The organism is Nemorincola caseinilytica, assembly GCF_039540515.1.
Classification (GTDB): domain Bacteria; phylum Bacteroidota; class Bacteroidia; order Chitinophagales; family Chitinophagaceae; genus Nemorincola; species Nemorincola caseinilytica.
Genome location: NZ_BAABFA010000015.1, coordinates 71025 through 92675 on the forward strand (window position 1 = coordinate 71025; position 21651 = coordinate 92675).

Below are 21651 nucleotides of genomic sequence, written 5' to 3' on the forward strand. Positions count from 1 at the left end.
TTAGTAAAAGTAAAGGACACCATGTTAAAAACGTTATGATCTGCCCACATGAGGGCAAAAAAAAGCTGCACCGGGGAAGATGCAGCTTTTTTCACCTGGTACGGAATGATCAACCCTTGCCCTCCAGTTCCTTCACAGACTGGTCGGTCTGCTCTACCAGCAGGGTCAGGTTCTCGTACAGGCCATCGGTAGCGTTGTTCATGCATTGCTGTTCTATCATAGATGCCAGCTCTCCGGTACGTTTCATGCCCATTATCAGCCAGTTGGGCTTGAAGGCATGCACGCGCGACTTTATCTCGTTAAGGTCCTTCGAGTCCACGGCCTCCTTCAGCTTGGCCTTGAAGGCAGGTACGCCCTTCAGGTACATGTTTATGTACTTTTTGATGCGCTTCTCATCGCCCTCGCAGAATTTGTGCAGGTATACGGGGTCGGTTATGAGGCTGGCATCGGCCACAGGCTCGGGCGCCACTACCACATCTTCCTGTTTCTTTTCTTTCTTCCTGCCGGGTGGTGGCGGGTTGCCCTTGCGGCCTGTCAGCTCGGCCATGGTATTTATGAGCTGCCATGGTTTGAATGGCTTGGGTACATAGCCGTTCATACCACTGGCCAGGCAGGCATCTATATCGTTGCGCAGCGTACTGGCCGTGAGTGCTATGATGGGTATCTTGTTCTTGGGCGATGGCAGCTCGCGTATGGCGCGGGTAGAGTCGTGGCCGTTCATTACAGGCATTTGCACGTCCATCAGCACCACGTCATAGTCTTTGTCGCGTACGGCATGCCATGCTTCTTCGCCGTTCACCACATTGTCTATCTCTATATCGGCCTTCAGCATCAGGGTCTCGTTCACCACTATGCGGTTATACTCATTGTCATCGGCCACCAGCACCCTCAGTCCGTTCAGTATGCTGCCGTCGGCCTTCTTTTCTGCCGCCACACGGTCGTGCAATTTCTCTGGCGAGCCTATGGGGTAAGAGATGGTGAAATGGAAGGTAGTGCCACTGCCCAGCACACTATCTACCGATATGGTGCCGCCATGCAGCTCTACCAATTGGCGCGATATAGACAGACCCAGACCGGTACCGCCATATTTGCGGGTATCAGAGGCATTCACCTGCGCGAAGTTGCCAAAGAGGCTGCCCACCTTATCGGCAGGTATGCCTATGCCGGTATCTATGATGGCAAAGCGTATAGATACTCTTTCGGCATCTTTATGTACCTGTTTCAGCTCTATCTGTACACTGCCACGCTCTGTGAATTTGATGGCATTGCCGCCTATGTTTATCAGCACCTGGTTCAGGCGGAAGGGGTCGCCTATAACCACGTCGGTGATGTCTTTCTGAATGTCTACCACCAGTTGCAGTCCTTTCTCGTCGGCCTTGTGGGTAAGGGTATCCTTCACCTGGTTCACCATATCGGCAAGGGAGAAGTCTATCTTCTCCAGTTCCATCTTGCCGGCCTCTATCTTAGAGAGGTCCAGTATGTCGTTGATGATGTGGAGCAGTACCTCCGACGATTTGCTGATGGCCTGCAGATAACCTACCTGGTCGGGCCGGGGCGATTTTTGCAGCAGTATATCCGTCATGCCGCCTACGGCGTTCATGGGGGTACGTATCTCGTGGCTCATGTTGGCAAGGAACAATTGCTTGAACTTCTCAGAGTTCTCTGCACGAATGCGCTGCTTGTCGGCATTGTCTTTTTCGGCGGCTATCTGCCTGTTCTTCTCCTCCAGCGCCAGCTTGTTCTTGTGCATCATCTTGTTCCTGTTGTACATGCCGGTAAGCAGGAAACCCAGCATCACCAGCCCGCCCAGGTAGAAGAGGCGTTCTCTTTTTGCGGCCTTCAGTTTTGCGGCGCTCAGCGCATTGCTTTTTTCCAGCTCGGCTTTGGCCAGTGCGGCCTTGGCCTCTATATCGGCCTGCTTGCGCTCGTATTCAAAAGTTATCTGCTTCTGTTTCAGCTCTTCTTCCATGCGCAACTGCTCGCGTTCGCGTTCCGATGTGGCAGCGGCCTGCTTCATCTCGTATTCATGCCGCAGGGCGTTCATCTGCAGCTCTTTCTGAAAAGCCACTTCCTTTTGCTGGCCTTCCTGCCTCATGGTCTCCTGCTTCTTGTTGAAGACATACTGCATATCCTTGCGGGCTATCTCGCTGCTCTTCTCCTGGTTGTACATGCTCTCCAGGTAGGCATTGTGCTGCTTGTAGCTTTCGCGCGAGCCCTCTTTATCGCCCTGCTTGTACTGTACCTGCGACAGGTGCTCATATGCCTCTTGCAGGGCATCGTAGTCGCCTGTCTCTTTCAAAAGGTCTATACCGCGGGAGAGGTAGTAGAATGCACGCTGCAGCTTCACCTCTTCCGATAGCGCATTCAGCGAGTCGGGTATGGGGCCTTTGGTCTTGTTCTCGGCCAGTGCCTGGTAGCATTTGCCTATATATGCCTGGTCGGTACCGGATGCTGCTTTGTCGCCCATTTCATCGGCCAGCTTTAGTGCGCGCATCAGCAGTGGCAGCGCCTGCGAGTGGTTGCCCATGCTTATGTAGGCATCGCCTGCATACTGAAGGTTGTCGGCTATTATATCTTTTTTGCCTGTTTCCTCCGAGAGTTTCAGCGAGCGCAGAAAGCAATCCAGCGCACGCTGGTAGTCCTTTTGGTTGATGTAGATATTACCTGTTTTCTGAAGGGCCAGCGCGATACCGCGTTTATCGTTGATGGCCTCGTAGAATTTCTGCGACTGTAGCGCATAGTCCAGCGCCTGCGGGTAGTTGGCCTGCGCACTGTATACCGAACTGATATTGGTGAGGTTCTCTGCCACTATTCTTTTGTCGCTGGCGGCCTCACCCTTTCCCATGGCCTGTTTGAAGTACTCTATGGCCTTGCCGTGATCGCGGCGCATATGGTAGGTGATACCTATCTCCGATAGCAGCTCGGCCGTTTCGCGGTTGTCGCCCATGCTTTCGGTGATGCGTGTGCAGCGTGTATAATAATCTATAGCTTTCGGATAGTCTTTCAGTTTATACGAATACACATTGCCTATGTTGCGCATGGCTATGGCCTGTCCCTGCCTGTCGCCTGTTTCCTCGGCGGCTTTCAGGCTTCTCAGGTACAGTTCTACGGCCTTGTTATAGTCGCGTTTGTAGCTGTAGCAGTTGCCTACGGTATTGCTCAGTTTTATCACGCCCCTTTTCCAGCCCAGGCGGGCAGCGAGGTCCACGCCCTGTTGTCCGTAGCTGATGGCCCTGTCGGTATTGGATGTAAAGTAGGTATTGGCCAGCTGATATAGGATATTGGCCTTGTTACTGTCTTCCCTGGCCTTGGGTAACGCTTTTACCAGGGAGTCGGTATAAGATGCTCTTTGTGCCCTGGCGGTGATAGAGGCAGCAGCGCAGAGAGCTATGGTGAGCAAATATATGGATATGCGTTTCATGAGTTCGCTCTAAGTCGTTTTTTTGTATGTATTTCCAGAACGGCAATGCCCCTCAAAAAGCGTCTTTATGCTGGTATTACTGCATATAGAGCGGTGTGCGGACAAGGCAGTTCTGTGGATAGTTCGAAACGGTATTATTAGGATAACAAACTTAATATTTATTTGTTGCTTTTTCTCCTGTTTTTAAATATTTGCTAATATAATGGGGAAGGTGTTCGTACTTATAGTAATATCGTAAATGGAGCTTGCGCGCGACGGTCAGGAATGTCATTGGCAAAAAAAGCCGACCATATGTGAAGAAAACACACGATAAACGGCTGTACCTGCGTTATAAGGCATAGATATTGTTATGAACAATAAACAGAATATACTATGAGAACATTCATCGCCGGCACCGTATTTTTCTCTGCCATATTTTTCGGCTCATGCCGCAAGACCGATAGCCCTGAAGCGGGCCGTACATATATGGGCCAGGTAGTAGAGAACATATGCGGCAATATAGCTGTAGAATTTACCGACGGTACCAGGCTGGGGGAGACGTGGACCACATCGACAGGCACAAAGTATAAGAACATCTTTAAGGTGGCCAACCCATGTACATGGCGGCCCGGAGGGGGCAAGAGCCCGTTCGTGAAGTTCGTGTTCGTACCGCAGGTGCCTCAGACCTGTGCCCAATGCCTTTTGGCCGTAGAGATGCCTAGTACAGAGTATCATATACAGGTGGTAGAATGACCTCAGGCATCGTATAGCTGCAGGAATCGCTCCCGCGTCATCACCCATAGGTTCACCGGCTGCTCGAAGTTGAGCCAGCCCGGTGTAGTTATCTCCTGCCGCACGAATTCAAATCCTACTTTCCGAAGTGTGCTATTGGGTGCGGCATTGTGTACATATGGCTGGCAATAGAGCCGTTGCAGGCCATATGTATCGAAGAAATAGGGCAGGGTGAGGCGTACCAGGCCCACGCCCGTGCCCTGCTGCCTTGTGGTGGTATGCCACAGGTGCAGGTGCATATATGCCTCTTCCCCCGGTATTATCTTGTTGATGTTGCTATGGCCTGCGGGTACACCGTTTATGAGCCACACTATGCACCAAGACATCTTGTGCGGGTGCGGTGTAGCCAGTTGCTCTGTGAGCATGGTATGCCATTCGTGTTCCTGCGGCATCTTGTCCAGGTCTACGCCCATGCCCAGCAGAAAGTCGGGCTCGGCCGTGAGCCAGTAGTGGGTGATGAGCGGAATATCGCTTGCCTGTATCTCTCTTACCGATAGGTGCAGTGTGTTCATGGTGCCTTGTTATATGCAAAAATAATACCGACAGCGTTACGGCTGCCGGTATAGTGTATAAGAATGAGTAAGAAGCACATCATCGGTTTATCACCAGCCTTTGGTGTACCTGCCCACGGCTGGTGGTGACAATGGCGTGGTACATGCCATTGGCCAGGTGTGTGGGCAACCATACCATAGGTTCGTTTATCTCGGTGGTGAGCACTACCTGTCCCAACTGGTTCACAAGGCGCAGCACATCGGTGCGCTCTGCACCCGCTATGTATATCTGGTCGCGGGCGGGGTTGGGGTATATAGTGATGTTGGGCCTTTCGTTCACATCGGTGACGAATATGGCCGGTACCACTGTGATGGTGGTACAGAACGTATCGGTACATATGCGCTGGTTGATGCGCTTGGCATATACCGACAGGCAAACGGTATAGGTACCTGCACCGGTGAACACATGCGAGGGATTGTGCGCGGTAGATGTATCGCTGGTGCCCGATGTGGGATTGCCGAAGCGCCACAGCCACTTCACGGTATCGCCTGTGTTGTAAGAGAGCGTATCGAAGAATGATATGTCGTATCCTACGGTGTCATAAGCGAATGCGAATGTAGAATTGAGCTTGCCACATTTTTTAGCCACGAAGGAAAGGTCGCTGATGAGTATGGAACCCGCCGCAGAGCGATCGAAAAGGAATTTTACTTTCCTTACCTTCTTCAGATCTATACCGGTAAAGCTGCTTATGGGTATGCGTATGCTGTTGAACATCACCTTGGGCAGGTAGGTGGCATGTGTACCGGGTGGGTAGTAGAGCGCATAGCTATGGTCGTGTACCTTTTGGCTGCTTACGGCCCCGGCAGAGTCTATGAGCTGTACCGTATAGTCAAGGTCCAGGCCGGTAACGCTCTGGTCGTAGCGTATGGCCGCGCGGAACTGCAGTGCCTCCATGTAGGTAATGTCTTGCTGCGATGCCGGTATGTCGTTCTGGTACTGATCGGTGGCATTGTCCCAGCGCAGGCCCATTTGTGCCAGCCCCTTTTGGCCGGTAGCGCCCTTGTGCGGCTCTTTGTAGAAATTGGTGGCTATACCACATACAGGTATTGCCAGCCCGCCGCCGCATATGCCCGATGATACAAGGCCGCTGCTGGTCACAGCGCCGCCCATGGTATTATTGGTCTCGTTGTAGACAGTATCTATGCGGTTTATATCCCTGCGGTCGGTACGGCCAGGATGGTAGGAGACATATACATTGTCCGTATCCAGCATAGACGATGCCGGGGGTACCAGGTCCCGGGTCTCCAGTATGGGGGCAAAGGTGGTATCGCCACCCACATACATGCGGAAGAATGCGCTGGCGTAAGAGTTGTAAGCGGCTTTTTGCACGGTAGTATCTATACGGCCCGATGTGGCAGAGTTCGATCCGCAGAAGGCATGGGTGCTGCCATACAGGCTATTGGCATCGTCAGAGGTTCCGGCTATATAAGAGCCCGGTGTCCATGTAGTGTTATAGAAATTATGGTTGCCGCCTATCATCACTATGTTGTGCTTGGGCGCCTCGTCGGTAAGGTCGGTATAACGAGCGTCATCATAGAAGTGTACGCCCTGCAGGTCCGATACATCGCCATCGCAGTAGGGGGCTATGTTCAGCATGGGTATGCCGTTCAGTATCTTTCTTTTGAAGTCTACAGGCGCAAGGGTGATGATGGCCTTTATGCCATAGGGACTACCCAAAGACCTGTTGAGCAATGCGCCGAATACCACTCCCTCGCCACCGCGCGAGTGGCCCATCATGCCTACGCGCTGCAGGTCGAATTTGCCCACCAGTGAGGAGCCTATTTCGGCTGTAAGTGGCGATGTAGCGCCGGTATTGTAGGTGTTCAGCAGGTTCAGGTGGTGCTGAACCAGCTGACCGCGCGCAGGCATGCCATTATTGGCCATGGCGCCATCGCGTGCATTTATGGCATTGCATGATATGGATACTACTATGTAGCCATGACTGGCCATGAAGCGTGCATGGTAGTCGTACCCCTGGAAACTCTCTATAGGCAGGCGCCCTGTGGGGCACGGCCATGCCGATGATGCTGCGAGCGAAGTAGTATTGTAGCAAGTAGAATGCCTGCCATGCAGTAGTATGATAACAGGAAAGGGACCGCCCGTAAGGGTGGTAGGGTAGTGTATAGATGCCCGTGCTTCGGCAGGTATGGGCAGGCTATCCAGCGGTGCGACCGCATCGCCCAGGTCGTACTCTACCTTGGTGACGGCAAGCGGGCCCAGTATACCGGGGTCTGGTGTGGTCTGTGCCAGGGTGTGGAAGTGTACGCCCAAAAGCAGGACAATAGCGTACAGGCATCCGTAAAAGGAAATTATTTTTCTGCTGGTCATTCTGTTTGTTTTTGGAGAGAACAGGAACTATTGTTGGTATCTCGGTCTACTTCTGTGTTCTTTTATTGAGTTTCCCCAGAGACCAGCAGGGGCAAAGGTCTTGCTTACATACATCTCCGGCGGTCTCGCCATCTTCTATGTAGAGTTCGCCATAAGATAGGTATACAGGGGCGCCATTGGGGAGTGCTTTGTAGGCTGTGGCAGGTATGTGGAACCGCAGTGTGCCTTTGCCTTCTTCGTTCTCCTGGTCATACAGGTCGAACAGTTGATTGCCTATATAGAGTATGTGCTTGTTATTGCCCATGTAGAACTCCTTTGCCGAGGTGACCGTGACGTACACCATATTGCCCTTTTGTTTCACCGAGCTGATCTTGGCATTCTGTTTTGCCTGCGCGGCGGCATCGCCTTGCAGGAACAGCAGCAATATAGGAAGGAGGATGAAGTAGAATGTTCTTTTCATATTTGTAGAAGTATATCTAACAAATATAATAAAAACGAGCTATTGATATATTGTTCCCGGATATTTATTTGTGAACTGCGGTAGTAGTATCGCTCTCACTATCCTCTTCTTCAAAGCTCTCTTCTTCCAACGGAGCATTTGCCGCAGCGGCCCTTCGCAGTATCTGCCATTCTTCCTCTGTAAGTACAGGGGTATAGCTGCCGTTCTCCTTTATCAGGTCGCGTATGGCCACAACCCTGTTGCGCGAGTCGGGGTGAGAGCTTATCCATTCCATTTGCTTCGGAATGTCCTCCTGCATCTTTGCCATCTTGTTCATGAACACGGCAAAGCCTTCGGGGCTCACACGCGCTTTTTGCAGGCAGTTCACGGCAAAGGCATCGGCCTCGCTTTCCTGCCCCCGCTCGAAGGCGCTGGAAGATAATGTTTTGATGACCTGTGCCACGGTAGCGGTATTACCGCCCGAGGCCATAGATGCCAGCACACTGATGCCCAGCTCGCTGCCCAGGCGTTTTATCACATGGTCCAGCGTTATGTGCCCAATCTCGTGGGCCATCACGCCGCATAGCTCTTCTGCGCTGTCGCAGCGGGTTATAAGGCCTGTGTATATTATGAGATGGTTGCCGGGCAGGGCAAAGGCATTCACATCGCCCTTGCGCACCAGGTGTACCTGTATATTGGTAGGGGCATTGCTGCCACTGCTTATGCGGTCTCTTATCTTGTTCAGTATCACTTGTGTGCTATCGTCCTTTATCACATCTTCGGTACGCTCTATGGTGCGCATCACCAGTTCGCCTATCTTCTTCTCGGTGCGCTTGCTCATGTTCTGCAGGCGAAAGATGCGTACATAGTCTACCTTGCTGAGGCCGAACCACACCATCAGGAATATGGCCACGATGGCCATGAACTGGAATAAGGCTTTTTCCATCAGTAAGGGTTTTGCGGGGTTAATGGGCGCTCGTCATTGCGCCAGCGTGGCGGTGGGCATACCACATTGGTAAGAGAGCCCCAGAACCACAGTTCCACATGCTCTCCGCGGCGTGTACGCACGGCAGCAGATATAGTGGCTATGAATTCTACTATGTTAAAGGCCACCATGGTCATCATATAGGCTATATAGTCGTTGGTAAGTACCGTACTGCCGAAGATGAGCGATATGGTCCATGAGAAGCCTATGCTGTTGATGACCAGTACAGTGAGCTGCGAAAGCAGTGTCTGTGTGCAGTGCCAGCGAACGAACCATGTGCTGTTGCGGTTGCCGAAGTAGAACAGCAGGCTGGCCAGCAGGTTGATGATGGGCAGCGGCATACCCACCATTACCGCTATCAGCGACATCAGGTAGCCGTTCGATGCCTTTTCCAGTTCCATTTCCGAAGGGGTGTAGCCCGGTATCCTGCTCATAGGGTGTGTTTATAGATGTTCCATATCCAGTTGGCGGTCACAAGGGCCACCAACGGCAGCGCTACCCAGCGCCTGCACACAAATGCCTCTGCCTGTATGTAGCGATCGTAGAATGTGCTTTTCTTCTTTACCACATCATACAGCAGCCATACCGGCAGTATTATGAGGCCTGCGGCCAGTATGAAGCCCACCGGGTTGTCGTAGAGCGCTCCCTGCCAGTTCAGCGAAAATACCTTTATAACGGCATGTGTGCTGCCGCATGCCGGGCATGGCAGCCCTGTTGCGGCCCTGAAGGGACATACTATCACAGAGCCCATAGCATGTGGTGCGGCCACATTGGCCACTACCCATGCTATACCGGCTACAGAGGCCAGCAGCAGAAAGATGTATGAACGTTCCCTGTTCATAAGCGGTCATTACATCATTACCCGCTGCACCTTCTGAAAGTTCAGCTCGCGTGTGCGGCCCTGTATCAGGAACCAGTCCACTATCGTCCATATACCGAAACCGCCACAGGTAAGCAACTTGCCTATACCCATGCCGGTATCGCCTATCATGAACCTGTCTATGCCCAGGCTGCCGCACAGAATGGATATGATGAGTATAGTAGTGGGGTCTTTAAGACCCATGGATTGCAATACTATATACCTTGAATCATCCATACGGGCCAGCGATTCGCTGATATGCGGTATAAGGTGGCTTTCAAAATACTTTGCATTGGTCACCAGGTACATGTCTATTTTCTGCTGTTCCATTATGTCGGTTTTTGTGGTATGGAGTTCGGGCTTGTTAAGCCATCGTTGATCATGCTAATATACGGTAGTATCTTATACGTTGCGCTTTTTTTTACATACCTGTGCAATGAGAAAGGCCACCTGCAATGGGTGGCCTTACGGAAAGTATCTTTCTGTTAATGCTTACCAGCGCCTGTAGTATGCGCGGTGCCTGTGAGGGCGGTGGCAAGATGCATAATACCTGGGGCGTGCGGCCCAGCGCCTGCCATAGTATACTACACGCGGCGGTGGTGGGCAGTAGGCAGGGGCATAGTAGCCGGGCGGTGGGGGCGGGGGCGGACAGTAATTGCGGGTACGGTAGCCATACCGGCTGCCGCATTGTGCGGCGGCATCTCCGGCGGGTGCCATTGCAAGAAATAGGGCTATCAGCGCCATCACAACGATCTTCATGTTCATAGTAATTTTGTTTTGGTACTGCATGGTTCGACAGCCGCAGACCGCTATGGTTTAGATCGGCGGCAAAAAAATATTTTATCCACCTTTTGGCCGGTCGTTTTGGGCGCCGTTCAAATATGCCTTATCTTGACCCGGTATATACCCAATGTATATTGTATGAAGGTTTCGTTGCCGCTGCAAAGGATATTCCTCGTAGCTCTCATCTGCATAGTGACATTCGTTTGTTTCCGCTACACATTGGGCAACCAGTTCACCAATTGGGACGACGACTACTATGTGTCCAACAATAAGTACATCACCGCATTCACGCCCGAAAATCTAAAGGTGATCTTCACCGAGGATATCACCCGCAACAACTATCACCCGTTGTGCATCCTTTCGCTGGCGGTCAATTACCATTTCGCGGGGCTGGAGCCGTGGTCCTACTATTTTACCAATGTGCTTATACATATGGCCAATGTAGTGCTGGTCTTCCTGCTGTTCGTAGCGCTGTGCAGGCGCCTGCAACTGAGCGAGGGCGCGGCTACGTTCATGGCTTCCTTCGGAGCATTGTGGTTCGGCATACATCCTATGCATGTAGAGTCGGTAGCATGGATAGCAGAGCGCAAAGATGTGATGTATGCCTTCTTTTATGTGGCGGGCGTGTTCACCTACCTGCGCTATACCGACGGCGCAGGTAAAAAGTGGTATTGGGGCACGTTCGCGCTCTTTGTGGCCTCCTGCCTTTCCAAGCCTATGGCGGTGGTTTTCCCCATGTCCTTGTTGTGCATGGATGTACTGCTACAGCGAAAGGATATGAAAAAGCTGCTGGTAGAGAAGGTGGTCTTCTTCCTGTTCTCGCTCATCATAGGCGGGGCGGCATTCTACACACAGCACCGTACTGGCGCGGTGGCCTCGTTCAGTACGCTGTCGGTGGGTGAGCGCATCATGTATGCCGGCTATGGCTTCATCATGTACATTGCCAAGTTGTTCTACCCGGCACATCTGTCCACCTTTTATCCCTACCCATACCGCTATATAAGTGGTTCACTTCCGTTCATCTATTATGCTGCGCCCTTTGTAGCATTGGGTATGGCGCTGCTACCTGGCTGGCTGCTGTACAGGCGCAAAAGCCCATGGTTCAGGATATATGTTTTCGGTATGGGCTTTTTTATTGCCAATGTCATTTTTGTACTGCAGTTCATATCGGTAGGCGCGGCCATAATGGCCGACAGGTATTCTTATGTGGCCTATATAGGTCTGCTGTTCCTGGTGGCCTATGCTTTGCAAAAGCTCATCGAGTATAGGCCTTCGTTGCGGGGGGCTGTGGTAGGCATATCGCTCGTTGCATCGTCGGCGCTGGCATATGCCTGTGCAGAGCGCACCAAGGTATGGCACAACTCGCGCACCCTGCTTACCGATGCTATAGAGAAATATCCCTACCGGGCATTGCTGTCCTACAAATGGCGGGGGCACTATTACCTCAGTATAGGCGAGCTGGATAGCGCCATGATGGATTACGAGCTACTGCGCTCTATAAATATGGCCGATGCCAAGGTGCTGAACAATATAGAGCGTATAAAGGCACTAAAGGCCATACAGGGTGGTGTACCTATGCTACCCGAAAATGTGAGCGATACAGCCTACAGGCCCTATATGGATAGCGTGGTCATGTGCATGGCTGCGGGCGATACCCTGGGCGCACTGCGCAAATATGTATCGGCCCTGCGCATGAACCCGCAGATGGCCGAGAAGACACTGGCCGAAAGCAGCAACGAACTGGTACAGAGCCAGCACTACCAGCAGGCCATATGGCAGTACAACCTGCTAATGAAGATAACCAATACCAACCCGTTCTATTATTTTCTGCGGGGCTGTGCGCTGTTCGGTGCGGGTAGAATAAAGGCAGCGGTGCAGGATTGGGAGTTCGCTGCAAAGATGAACTCGAAAGATGTGCAACGGTCGGCCTCGTACAACCTAAGCGTAGCCTATGATACATTGGGTGAGCCGGAGAAGGCCTACTACCACATGAACCGTGCGCTGGAGCTGGGCTACAAACCATCGCCCGACTATGTAGAGAAACTACGAAAGAAAAGCGACGGGCGCACCCGATAAATACCAAACACTATGGAACCACTGAAGAACATGTACGATACGGCCGCCCTGCAGGGCATAGCCGATATAGCCGCTGCAAGCGTACAACCCTTCGACAGGCAGGTATTCCTGCAAGGTGTCTTTGCGCAGGGCTGGGAAGAGCTGGAACTGAAACAGCGTATGCGCCGTATAGCCACGGTGCTCAATAGCATGCTCAGTGGCAATTATAAGAACGATATAGAACAGGTATTGAAGTTCACCAATGCCGTTATCAAGGCTCAACCTGCCAATACGTTCATCTACATGTTCATCCCCGATATGGTGGAGCAGTACGGACAGGCACACCCGGCCATATCGCTGCAGGCTATGGAGCGCATCACACAGCTTATCAGTTGCGAGTTCGCCATCAGGCCATACCTCATCAGCGATCTGCAGGGTACATTGCAGCAAATGCTGGCGTGGGCCGAGCATCCACATGCATCGGTACGCAGACTGGCCAGCGAGGGCTGCAGGCCGCGCCTGCCATGGGGAATGGCCCTGCCCGCGCTGAAGAAGGACCCATCGCCCATATTGCCCATACTGGAACGGCTGAAGGATGATCCCTCGGAATTCGTACGCAGAAGTGTGGCCAATAACCTGAACGATATAACAAAGGATAACCCGCAGGTAGCACTGGATATAGCCCGTCGCTGGATGGGCCATAGCACCCATACCGACAAGATAGTGAAGCATGGCTGCCGCACGCTACTGAAGCGTGGCGATACTGCTGCCCTCGGCCTCTTCGGCCTGGCCCACGAGCCTGAGTGCAGTGTTACCGGCCTGCAGTTGCTAAAGAAAAGGATCAGCATAGGCGATCACCTGCATTTCTCGTTCTCATTAGTGAATGAGGGCACTGCTACAGTACCCCTCAGGGTAGAATATGCCATCACCTATGCCAAGGCCAACAATAAGCAGGGCAGAAAGGTCTTCAAGATAACAGAGAATACCTATGTGCCGGGAGCTGTGGTATCATTCAGCCGCAAGCAGTCCTTTGCCGATATGACCACCCGGAAACACTATGCGGGAAAGCACACCATAGAGATATTGGTGAACGGGAAACGCAAGGCCAGCGCCGAGCTTGTAGTAATGGGATGACGGCAGGCCGTTTATTTGCCCCTGCCCTGGAAAAGCACCATCATGGTGTACATCATTATCTTCACATCAAGCGCCAGGGAGCAGTTCTCTATGTACAGCAGGTCGTACTTCATGCGCTCTATCATCTCGCCCACGTTCTCGGCATAGCCGAACTGCACCATGCCCCAAGATGTGAGGCCGGGCTTTACTTTGTGCAGGTACTTGTATTGCGGGTGCGTTTCGCCTATGATGTCTATATAGTGCCTGCGCTCGGGGCGTGGCCCTACCAGCGACATATCGCCCTTCAGTATGTTCAGGAACTGGGGCAGCTCGTCCACACGCCATTTGCGCATGAAGCGGCCCCATGGTGTTATGCGCGGATCGTGCTTGCTCGATAATGCAGGACCTGCCTTCTCGGCCTCTACATACATAGACCTGAACTTGTAGATGTAGAATGGCCTGCCGAAGAGCCCTATACGCTCCTGCTTGTAAATGATACCGCCCTTTGATGACAGTTTCACCATTATGGCTGTGAAGATGAGGAAGGGCGACAGTATGATGAGCGCGAACGCAGACATGATGATGTCTATGAAGCGTTTCCATACCCGCTGCCAGTCGGGCATCAGGTCGGGGTGAATGTGTATCAGAACGGCATCGTACACATTGCTCGTCTTTACCGATCCCGATAGTATGTCGTAATAGTCTGGCAGTACCTTTACCACCACCGGCCTGTACGAGAGGCGGGTAAGGATGTTCTCCAGCAGATGGTGCTCCGATGAGTCCACTGCCACTATCACTTCCTCTATCTGGTGCTTGTCTATTATATCCTCCAGCTCAGATATGTGGCCCAGTTGCTGCAGGTATTTGCTCATACCATTGCTCGATTCCTTGTTCGAGTATATGAAGCCTGCAAAGATGTTGCCCAGTACTTTGGGGTTATCCAGCACCTGTTTGTATATATTTATGGCCTGCTGGTTGCCCCCTATTATCAGTGTTCGGAACCCTACCTTGCCTTTTACAAGGTTGCGCTTTACCCGGTACAGTATCCACATCCTGAAGGTGAGCGCGAACGTGGTATGTATGAGCAGGTAGCGGCTTATCGTATTCATGAAGTAATAGTAGTCGCCCGTATCGTTGCCGAAAACGATGACAGATACCACTATGCAGCCTAGTATAGAGGATATGAGCGTACGGTTCACCTCGTTCAGCCTCGATTTCCTGTACAGGTCGAAGTAGGTGCCGGATAGCAGGTAGGCCAGCAGCCAGCCCATAGGTATCACCACCAGCACATTCAGCAGATCGCGTGTGTGCAGCATCTTCAGGGTGTCGGTGTAGCTTGCCCCTGTGAGGAAGTGTTGCCTGTACATCCAGAAACACAGCCATGCCAGCGCTGCCGCTGCATAGTCCAGCGCAGCCAGTTGCCTGATGGCGTTCCGTTTCATTTTGTCTAGGCGCATGCTGTTAGAAGGTCACAAGTTTTATGTTGTCTATCAGCAGCCTGCCGCTCGTTCGCCCGTCCAGCGCGGCTTTTATGTACATGTTATAGCTGTCGGCCGGGTACTGGCTCACAAAGCCGGTCACGTTCAGGTAGAATTTATGCCAGCCGTCGCTGGGGTATATACCTGCCATGTAGGCGATGCCCGATGTGTAGGTAGTGCCCAGCTTGGCCTGCAGGCCAATGGCAAAGGGTGTGCTGGACCTGTAATCGAACTCTATGAATGCAGCCCCGGTGCGAATGGGAAATGCATGTATGGTGCTGTCTATAGAGCTGTCGGAGAACGTATTGAGGAATACTGCGCCGCTGGCGGTCCCCTCCAGTTTCAGCGAATCGGCTGTAACGGCCACCAGGCTGGTAGTACCACCCCATTTGGCGAATTTGGTGATACCTGCCTCGAAATCGGATATCACGGTCACCTTTACCGAATCGTAATAGCTGGTGCTGGGGGTGAGATATACTATTTTACCCGGTTGTTCGTTAAGGGTAGATATAGCCATTTTGTAGAAGGGGTAGGTGAGGGGGCGGTCGTTGCGGCCGTTCACCAGTATGCCGGGCGCCAGTTCCAGCTTGCCCGTAGGGCCGGTGGTGATCACCGGTATGGTGCATGGCAGGTCGAAGCTGCCTACCGACCGCCCGTCATAGTATACGGTCACATTGTTTATGTCATGCAGCTTTCCTCCATCCAGTACGAAGGAGTCTATATGTATGTATGTGGGTATCTTCTCCTGCGGGTTTATGATGTTACAACCCCAAGAGGCAGATATGACAAATGCAATAAGTAATATATATACAGATCTACGGTAGAACTCGAACATGGCAACTCATTCAAAGAGTATAACGTAATATTTTGTTAAACATTGTGTAGCTGGTTGTGCAAACTCATTTTTTTCAGCACCTGGTGGGCTACATCCATGGCCTGGTAGCCATCGTATACCGATACGCGCACAGGCCTGTCCTGCAATACAGCCGTTGTGAACTCGGAAAGTTCGGCATGTATGGCATTGAGGGGGGATATTTGGGGGGATTCTATGGAGAGTATCTTTTTTTCGCCATTCCCGAGGTCTATAGGCAGGTCCGTCAGCGATGAGGCATCTTCTTCGCCCTCTTTCAGCCTTATGATCTCGGTCTTTTTCTCCAGCAGGTCTATGCCTATGTATGCATCGCGCTGAAAGAGGCGCATCTTGCGCATCTTCTTCAGCGATATCCTGCTCGATGTGAGGTTGGCCACGCAGCCGTTGTCGAATTCGATACGGGCATTGGCTATATCGGCGGTCTCGCTCAGTACGGCCACGCCGCTGGCAGATATGCGCCTTACCGGTGAGCGTACCAAACACAATATAATGTCTATATCGTGTATCATGAGGTCCAGTATCACCGATACATCTGTACCACGGGGGTTGAACTGGGCCAGCCTGTGCGCCTCTATGAACATGGGATGTACCGTTTGGTCACCCAGCGCCAGGAACGCGGGATTGTACCGCTCTACATGGCCCACCTGGCACTTCACATTTGCCTCTTTTACAAGGTCTACCAGCTCACGGCCTTCCTCCAGTGTGTTGGCCAGTGGTTTTTCTATGAATACATGCTTGCCACCCAGCAGGCATTTCTTCGCTATCTCGTAGTGGGTGGTGGTGGTAGATATCACGTCAAGCGCGTCGCTGTCGGCTATCAGCTTGTCGGCATCGGTATACCTTTTTATACCGAAGCGGGCCTCTGTGGCAGCGGCCTGTGCGTCATCCGGATCGTAGAATCCCGTTATTTGCGCTTGTTCTATCTTTTGCCACTGTTCTATGTGTATCTTACCCAGGTGGCCGGCTCCGAATATCCCAGTTCTTAACATTTTTTCTATCGGGAGAGGTGACTGTATCTTCGCTTTTCTGAAAAGCTGCCGCGCAAGATAATAATAATAGTGTTCAGTTGTTCCCTTCATAACAATGTGCCCCATTTCACTACCATTTCAGTGCATAGAATGCATATATTTCGATGCATAGGCAGGGTTGCATTATATATATTTACACCGTGTTTATCTTCTAATATATTTTATAATAGGCAGATCCGGATGGTGCGGGGTTTTTTCGGATAGAAAAAGGGTGATATTCCCGTTCCGGAGCATTGTACAGATCTGTATTTTGCACCCTGATAGTAGCGTAATTAACCGATAGCAATATTTTTTGGCCAACGGAAGAATATATGATGGCCGATCGTTCAAAGAAATATTTTACAATTAAGAATAAATGACAATATTTGTCATTGTAACTTACAGGCATGGCTTTTTTTCGAATGATTTTTGCTTTTTCAATAACTTGGTTATCTTTACGCTGGCTAAAAGTGTGTAGTGTGTGCTCTGCTTGGACAAGTAGGCTTAAATGGTCGTCCTACCAGGCTTTTTCGTGAGGGAATTTTGTTGTCAATTATTTAGCATAGAGATATGCTGAGTGTATGATTATAGTATATATTTGCACAGCGATCCACTGTACAGATAGTGTGTAGTTTTTGCTGTTTTGGACCGAAGCATATTTTTAAATTAATAAAAGTTATACGTATGTACATAAAGAGACATCTGTTATTTGCCGTAGCTTTAGTTGCCGCAGCATCCTCTTTATCAACAAACTCTTTCGCGCAGGCCAATCCTAATTACCATAGGTCTCGCACCCGTCCTGTGATACCATTTAGGCACCTTACACTGGCTGCTCCTCCCGGCATGGTCTACATTCCAGGTGGTTCTGTTACTATCAAGTACAGCCAGTCGTCTACAGATACCAACAGCAAGAAAAGAGTGAGCCTTAGTTCGTTCTACATGGACAAGACCGAGATCACCAATCAGCAATACCGTATGTTCACAGAATGGGTGATAGACTCTATAGCCGTAGTGAACTACCTGAAGGATGACTGGTACTTCCTCGATCCCCCTCCTGTAAAGCCTGAGGACCAGAAGAAGATGGCCGCTTCGGATACCGTAGCTACTCCTGCAAAAGATACTGTACTGTCGGCGCTGGGTGGCGATATACCTACCGCAGCCCCTGTAGCTACCGATACTAATGCTGCCAAAACACCGGCCGTTGCTACATCTACCACCACTACAGCTACGGTTCCCGATACTTCGGGTCCCGTACGCAGGCGCATCAACTGGGCCAGGGTGAACCACAAGGATATCTTCGAGAACAATGATGACGAGATCAAGTCGAAGATAGCACCGATGTTCGATCCTGCTACAGGCAAGATAAAGGAAGAGCTGTATGTATACAACTTCACTTACCTGAGGGCCACCGGTACCAACAAGAACGTGAAGGTAGGCGAGTACAACACAGAGCCTATCAATATATTCCCCGATGAGAAGATCTGGTTCAAAGACCTGAACAACTCGCAGGTAGAGATACTGGTAGAGAACTACTTCACACAGCCGCCATTCGATGACTACCCTGTAGTAGGTGTGTCGTGGAAGCAGGCCCGCGCATTCGCAGCATGGAGAAGCCATACCAACAACGAGTATGCCGACATAGCCGAATACCTGAAATACTACCGCCTTCAGTACAGCCTGCCTTCTGAGGCCCAGTGGGTATATGCTGCCGGCAAAGACATAAAGAACTCTAACGAGCCCGTGGTAACACCCGAGCCCGAACCAGAAGCTACCAAGGTAGATAGCGCTGCAACCGCAGTAGCAGTAGACAGCACAGGAGCACCTATAGTAGCAGCACCTGTAGTAGATACTACTACTGTGGCCTCTACCGATGGCATACCTACTTCCAGCGAAGATGGTGACGAGCCTAAGGAGAAGAAAAAGAAGAAGAAAAAGAAAAAGGACGAGCCAAGCGAGGATGAAGTAGCTGAGATAACAATGTCTAAGAGCGAAAAAGATGGCCCCGCCCTGGTAGACCGCGACCGTGATGGCAACCTGCTGGTGAACTTCAAACAGGAAGAAGGTGACTACTCTGAGGATGGCGCCAACTTCACACTGCCTGTAATGTCTTACGCCCCCAACGAGTTCGGGGTATATAATATGGTAGGTAACGTATCGGAGTGGGTACTGGATGCATACAGCCCGTCGGCCTTCGCCTTCGTATCGGATGTGAACCCTGTACTGCTGTATGATGCCGATCCTAAAGATGCCGATGCGATGAAGCGTAAGGTAGTGCGTGGCGGTTCTTTCGTGAGCAACGCCAAGGCGCTGAGCCCCTTCACCCGCGACTTCGAACTGCAGGATAATGTACACTGCTACATAGGTTTCCGCTGCGTGATGTCTGCCCCCGAGATACTTACAAAGAAAGTGGCCACCCGCCGCAAGCTCACTGGCACTACAAGGCCTACGGCATCGCAGTCTGCACCTGCCGGCAAGACCACATCTACCAGCAAGGCCACGACCACTGCTAAGCCCGCTAACAAAAAGTAATTACCCCTAAATAGTTCAACCCCCGCATTAAAGGAACACATCGATCAAAATTCACAAAACACCAAACAAACAATCATCACTCACAAATCCAACAAGTATGAGCAATCAAAATTCAAAGAAGAAAATCGGGCTCAATTCCATCATCTCTTTCGGAGCCAGCGTCGTGATCCTCGGTCTTATGTTCAAGATCCTCCACTGGAAAGGTGGTGAAATAATGATCGGCCTTGGTCTTGCAACAGAGGCTTTGCTGTTCGCCATACTCGGTTGGGCTGCCAGGGAATCGGCAGATGATAAAAAAGAAGAAGCAGCAAACGGTGCTAACCTCAATGAACTGCTGTCTTCGGCCGTTACCCCTAAAGTAGTAGAAGGTCTTACAAAAGGTTTCCAGCAGTTCACGCAGACAGTACAGTCTGTGAACTCTATAGTTGGCTCTGCAGGTACTGCTACCAACTTCGTAAAAGAAATAGAAGTAGCTACCGGCGATGTGAAGAAATTCCGCGACAACATGACATCTGTATCTACAGGTTTCGATGCTTTCAACAAGTCGCTGCAGGCTGTTAGCCAAATGTCAGGTATATCTGTTACTATGATGAAAGAATTCGAAACTGCTGGTGCAGGTATGAAATCTTTCTCTAAGAACATAGGTGATATGAACGCCAATTTCGATCAGTTCAACAAGACGCTGTCTGCCATCAACCAGATGACAGCTGCTTCTCAGAACATGATGAAGGAGTTCGAAGCTGCCACGAACGGTATCAAGGCGTACAACAAGAATCTGTCTGATCTGGCCCGTATCTACCAGGCCCAGGTGGAGGCTTTCAGGAAGAACTAATTCTTCCCTGTTAGCAGGTTCTTATTTATCACTATTTTTTGTTCTAAAAAAACAGAGCTATTATTAAGATCATTTTAAAATATTAAAACTCATGGCAGGAGTAAATGAAACCCCCAGGCAGAAGATGATGGGTATATTATACCTCGTACTGTTGGGCCTTGCAGCTACAACGGTTACGGACCACGTCCTCGATGCCTTCAGAAATCTTACGGTAAGCCTTAAAACATCCTCTGAGAATGTACAGGTGAACGTAGACCAGGCTATGTCGGCCTTTGAGGCTGGCAAGCTGAAGAACGAACCAGACCGCGCAAGGCCGGTATGGGAAAAAGCACAAAAAGTAAAAGCGTCGATAGAGTCTCTGAATAAAATGATAGAAGAGATAAAGAACGAGCTTACTACAGCAGGCGGCGGCCTTGATGAGCAGGGTGATATCAAAGCCAGGGCAGATATAGATATCTCTCCCCGTATGATGGTGCGCAAAGGCCGTGCAAAAGAACTGCGCGCAAAGATAGAAGCTACCCGTAAAGAGATAATAGCACAGCTTCCTCCCTCGAAAGACGGAAAAGAGCCACAGCTGGCCCTCGATGCAAAAGATCCTGAAAGGGGTAAAGGTGGCGTGAAAAGCTCTTGGGAAGAGACCAACTTCGGTGACGGTATTCCCCTGACAGCGTCTATAACAGCACTTACGAAGATACAGGCAGACATGCGCAACACTGAAGCTGAGGCCGTAAAAAAGATCCTCGGTGAGGTGGACAAAGCGGTGATCAACCTTGACCAGTTCGATGCGGTTGCGATAGCTCCTACATCTTATGTGCTTGTAGGCCAGCAGTATACTGCCGAGGTGTTCCTTACAGCGTCTGACTCTAAGTCTAACCCCGAAGTTTCGGTAGGCGGCAGCCCGCTGAAGGTGCTTAACGGTAAAGGCCAGTATACTGTGTCTGCATCAAGGGAAGGCGAATTCAAATGGTCTGGTACCGTAAAGGTAAAGATGGCCAATGGCGAAATGAAGGAATACAAGACCAAAGAACAGACCTACACTGTAGCCCGTCCTTCTGCGGTAGTATCTCCCGATAAGATGAACGTGTTCTACATAGGTGTTCCTAACCCAGTATCGGTATCTGCTCCGGGCTTCTCTAAAGACAAGATAAAAGTGAGCATGAGCGCAGGTGAGATATCTGGTACCGGTGGCAACTACACTGTGAAGGTGAGCAGCCCGGGTAAAGTTACTGTTACCGTATCAGGTGTTCTGGATGGTGGTAAAACAGCCGTGCTGGGTACTACAGAATTCCGTATCAAGCGTATACCTCCTCCCCGTGTTAAGTTCAGCGGTAAGGCCGGTGGTCGCCTGTCTGTAGGCGAAGCGAAAGTTCAGAACAGGATATTCGCTGTACTGGAAGATTTCGACTTCGAAGCAGCATTCAACATACAGCACTTCAAGCTGTATATAGTGAAGCCTCGTGCCGATGCCCAGGTGTTCGAATCTACCAACAATGCCTTCACTCCTGCTATGACAGCAGCTATGGCCGGTGTAGTTTCAGGTACACGTCTTATCTTTGACGACGTATTCGCGACAGGTCCTGATGGCGTTAAACGCCCGCTCGATCCTATCACATTCAATATTCAATAGT

18 protein-coding genes are annotated in these 21651 nt (G+C 51.0%); 6 read left to right on the forward strand and 12 right to left on the reverse strand.

Features of this window, described 5'->3' with window-relative positions; genetic code table 11:
- Positions 1–109 precede the first annotated feature (109 nt).
- The gene (locus ABD843_RS11505) at positions 110–3421 is read right to left on the reverse strand and encodes a tetratricopeptide repeat protein (protein ID WP_345083256.1); all 3312 of its coding nucleotides are present in this window, start codon (positions 3419–3421) and stop codon (positions 110–112) included.
- Positions 3422–3793: 372 nt separating this feature from the next.
- Here ABD843_RS11505 and ABD843_RS11510 point away from each other — a divergent pair, with 372 nt between their 5' ends.
- Positions 3794–4153, forward strand: a complete 360-nt coding sequence (locus ABD843_RS11510) for a hypothetical protein (protein WP_345083258.1) — start codon at positions 3794–3796, stop codon at positions 4151–4153.
- A 2-nt stretch (positions 4154–4155) separates the two neighbouring features.
- On the opposite strand, the gene ABD843_RS11515 is transcribed toward ABD843_RS11510, so the two are convergent.
- The 8 genes from ABD843_RS11515 to ABD843_RS11550 all read right to left on the reverse strand — a co-directional run bounded on the left by ABD843_RS11515 (position 4156) and on the right by ABD843_RS11550 (position 10120).
- Positions 4156–4704 (reverse strand): GNAT family N-acetyltransferase, encoded by a 549-nt coding sequence (locus ABD843_RS11515; RefSeq protein ID WP_345083260.1) that lies wholly within the window; start codon positions 4702–4704, stop codon positions 4156–4158.
- A gap of 79 nt (positions 4705–4783) precedes the next feature.
- Positions 4784–7072 carry a T9SS type A sorting domain-containing protein gene (locus ABD843_RS11520; RefSeq protein ID WP_345083262.1) on the reverse strand — a complete coding sequence of 763 codons (2289 nt, stop codon included), beginning with the start codon at positions 7070–7072 and terminating at the stop codon, positions 4784–4786.
- Between the two features lie 46 nt (positions 7073–7118).
- Positions 7119–7532, reverse strand: a complete 414-nt coding sequence (locus tag ABD843_RS11525; protein WP_345083264.1) for a hypothetical protein — start codon at positions 7530–7532, stop codon at positions 7119–7121.
- Positions 7533–7596: 64 nt separating this feature from the next.
- Entirely contained in the window at positions 7597–8457 is an 861-nt protein-coding gene (locus tag ABD843_RS11530) for a M48 family metallopeptidase (RefSeq protein WP_345083266.1), read from the reverse strand.
- Positions 8457–8930: a magnetosome magnetite crystal formation protein family gene (locus tag ABD843_RS11535; RefSeq protein WP_345083268.1), complete on the reverse strand. Its 474-nt coding sequence runs from the start codon at positions 8928–8930 to the stop codon at positions 8457–8459. The genes ABD843_RS11530 and ABD843_RS11535 overlap by 1 nt, the downstream gene beginning before the upstream one ends.
- Entirely contained in the window at positions 8927–9337 is a 411-nt protein-coding gene (locus ABD843_RS11540; RefSeq protein WP_345083270.1) for a DUF2752 domain-containing protein, read from the reverse strand. The genes ABD843_RS11535 and ABD843_RS11540 overlap by 4 nt, the downstream gene beginning before the upstream one ends.
- A 9-nt stretch (positions 9338–9346) precedes the next feature.
- On the reverse strand, positions 9347–9685 hold the full coding sequence (locus ABD843_RS11545) for a TM2 domain-containing protein (protein ID WP_345083272.1): 339 nt from the start codon (positions 9683–9685) through the stop codon (positions 9347–9349).
- Between the two features lie 162 nt (positions 9686–9847).
- The gene (locus tag ABD843_RS11550) at positions 9848–10120 is read right to left on the reverse strand and encodes a hypothetical protein (RefSeq protein ID WP_345083274.1); all 273 of its coding nucleotides are present in this window, start codon (positions 10118–10120) and stop codon (positions 9848–9850) included.
- 156 nt (positions 10121–10276) lie between these two features.
- Between ABD843_RS11550 and ABD843_RS11555 the strand changes: the two genes are divergently transcribed.
- Both ABD843_RS11555 and ABD843_RS11560 read left to right on the forward strand, forming a co-directional pair.
- Positions 10277–12214 (forward strand): hypothetical protein, encoded by a 1938-nt coding sequence (locus ABD843_RS11555; protein ID WP_345083276.1) that lies wholly within the window; start codon positions 10277–10279, stop codon positions 12212–12214.
- Positions 12215–12226: 12 nt separating this feature from the next.
- Positions 12227–13327 (forward strand): DNA alkylation repair protein, encoded by a 1101-nt coding sequence (locus tag ABD843_RS11560; protein ID WP_345083278.1) that lies wholly within the window; start codon positions 12227–12229, stop codon positions 13325–13327.
- An 11-nt stretch (positions 13328–13338) separates the two neighbouring features.
- Here the strand turns inward: ABD843_RS11560 and ABD843_RS11565 are convergent, their stop codons facing one another.
- The 3 genes from ABD843_RS11565 to ABD843_RS11575 are packed head-to-tail and all read right to left on the reverse strand — an operon-like array spanning position 13339 to position 16644.
- Positions 13339–14763: a sugar transferase gene (locus ABD843_RS11565; protein ID WP_345083280.1), complete on the reverse strand. Its 1425-nt coding sequence runs from the start codon at positions 14761–14763 to the stop codon at positions 13339–13341.
- A gap of 4 nt (positions 14764–14767) precedes the next feature.
- On the reverse strand, positions 14768–15619 hold the full coding sequence (locus ABD843_RS11570) for a hypothetical protein (protein ID WP_345083282.1): 852 nt from the start codon (positions 15617–15619) through the stop codon (positions 14768–14770).
- Positions 15620–15654: 35 nt separating this feature from the next.
- On the reverse strand, positions 15655–16644 hold the full coding sequence (locus ABD843_RS11575; protein WP_345083284.1) for a Gfo/Idh/MocA family protein: 990 nt from the start codon (positions 16642–16644) through the stop codon (positions 15655–15657).
- 819 nt (positions 16645–17463) lie between these two features.
- On the opposite strand from ABD843_RS11575, the gene ABD843_RS11580 reads away from it, so the two are divergent.
- The 3 genes from ABD843_RS11580 to porM all read left to right on the forward strand — a co-directional run bounded on the left by ABD843_RS11580 (position 17464) and on the right by porM (position 21650).
- On the forward strand, positions 17464–19191 hold the full coding sequence (locus tag ABD843_RS11580) for an SUMF1/EgtB/PvdO family nonheme iron enzyme (protein WP_345083286.1): 1728 nt from the start codon (positions 17464–17466) through the stop codon (positions 19189–19191).
- Positions 19192–19288: 97 nt separating this feature from the next.
- On the forward strand, positions 19289–20023 hold the full coding sequence (locus ABD843_RS11585) for a GldL-related protein (protein ID WP_425575740.1): 735 nt from the start codon (positions 19289–19291) through the stop codon (positions 20021–20023).
- Positions 20024–20114: 91 nt separating this feature from the next.
- Entirely contained in the window at positions 20115–21650 is a 1536-nt protein-coding gene (porM, locus tag ABD843_RS11590; protein WP_345083290.1) for a type IX secretion system motor protein PorM/GldM, read from the forward strand.
- Position 21651: the final 1 nt, after the last annotated feature.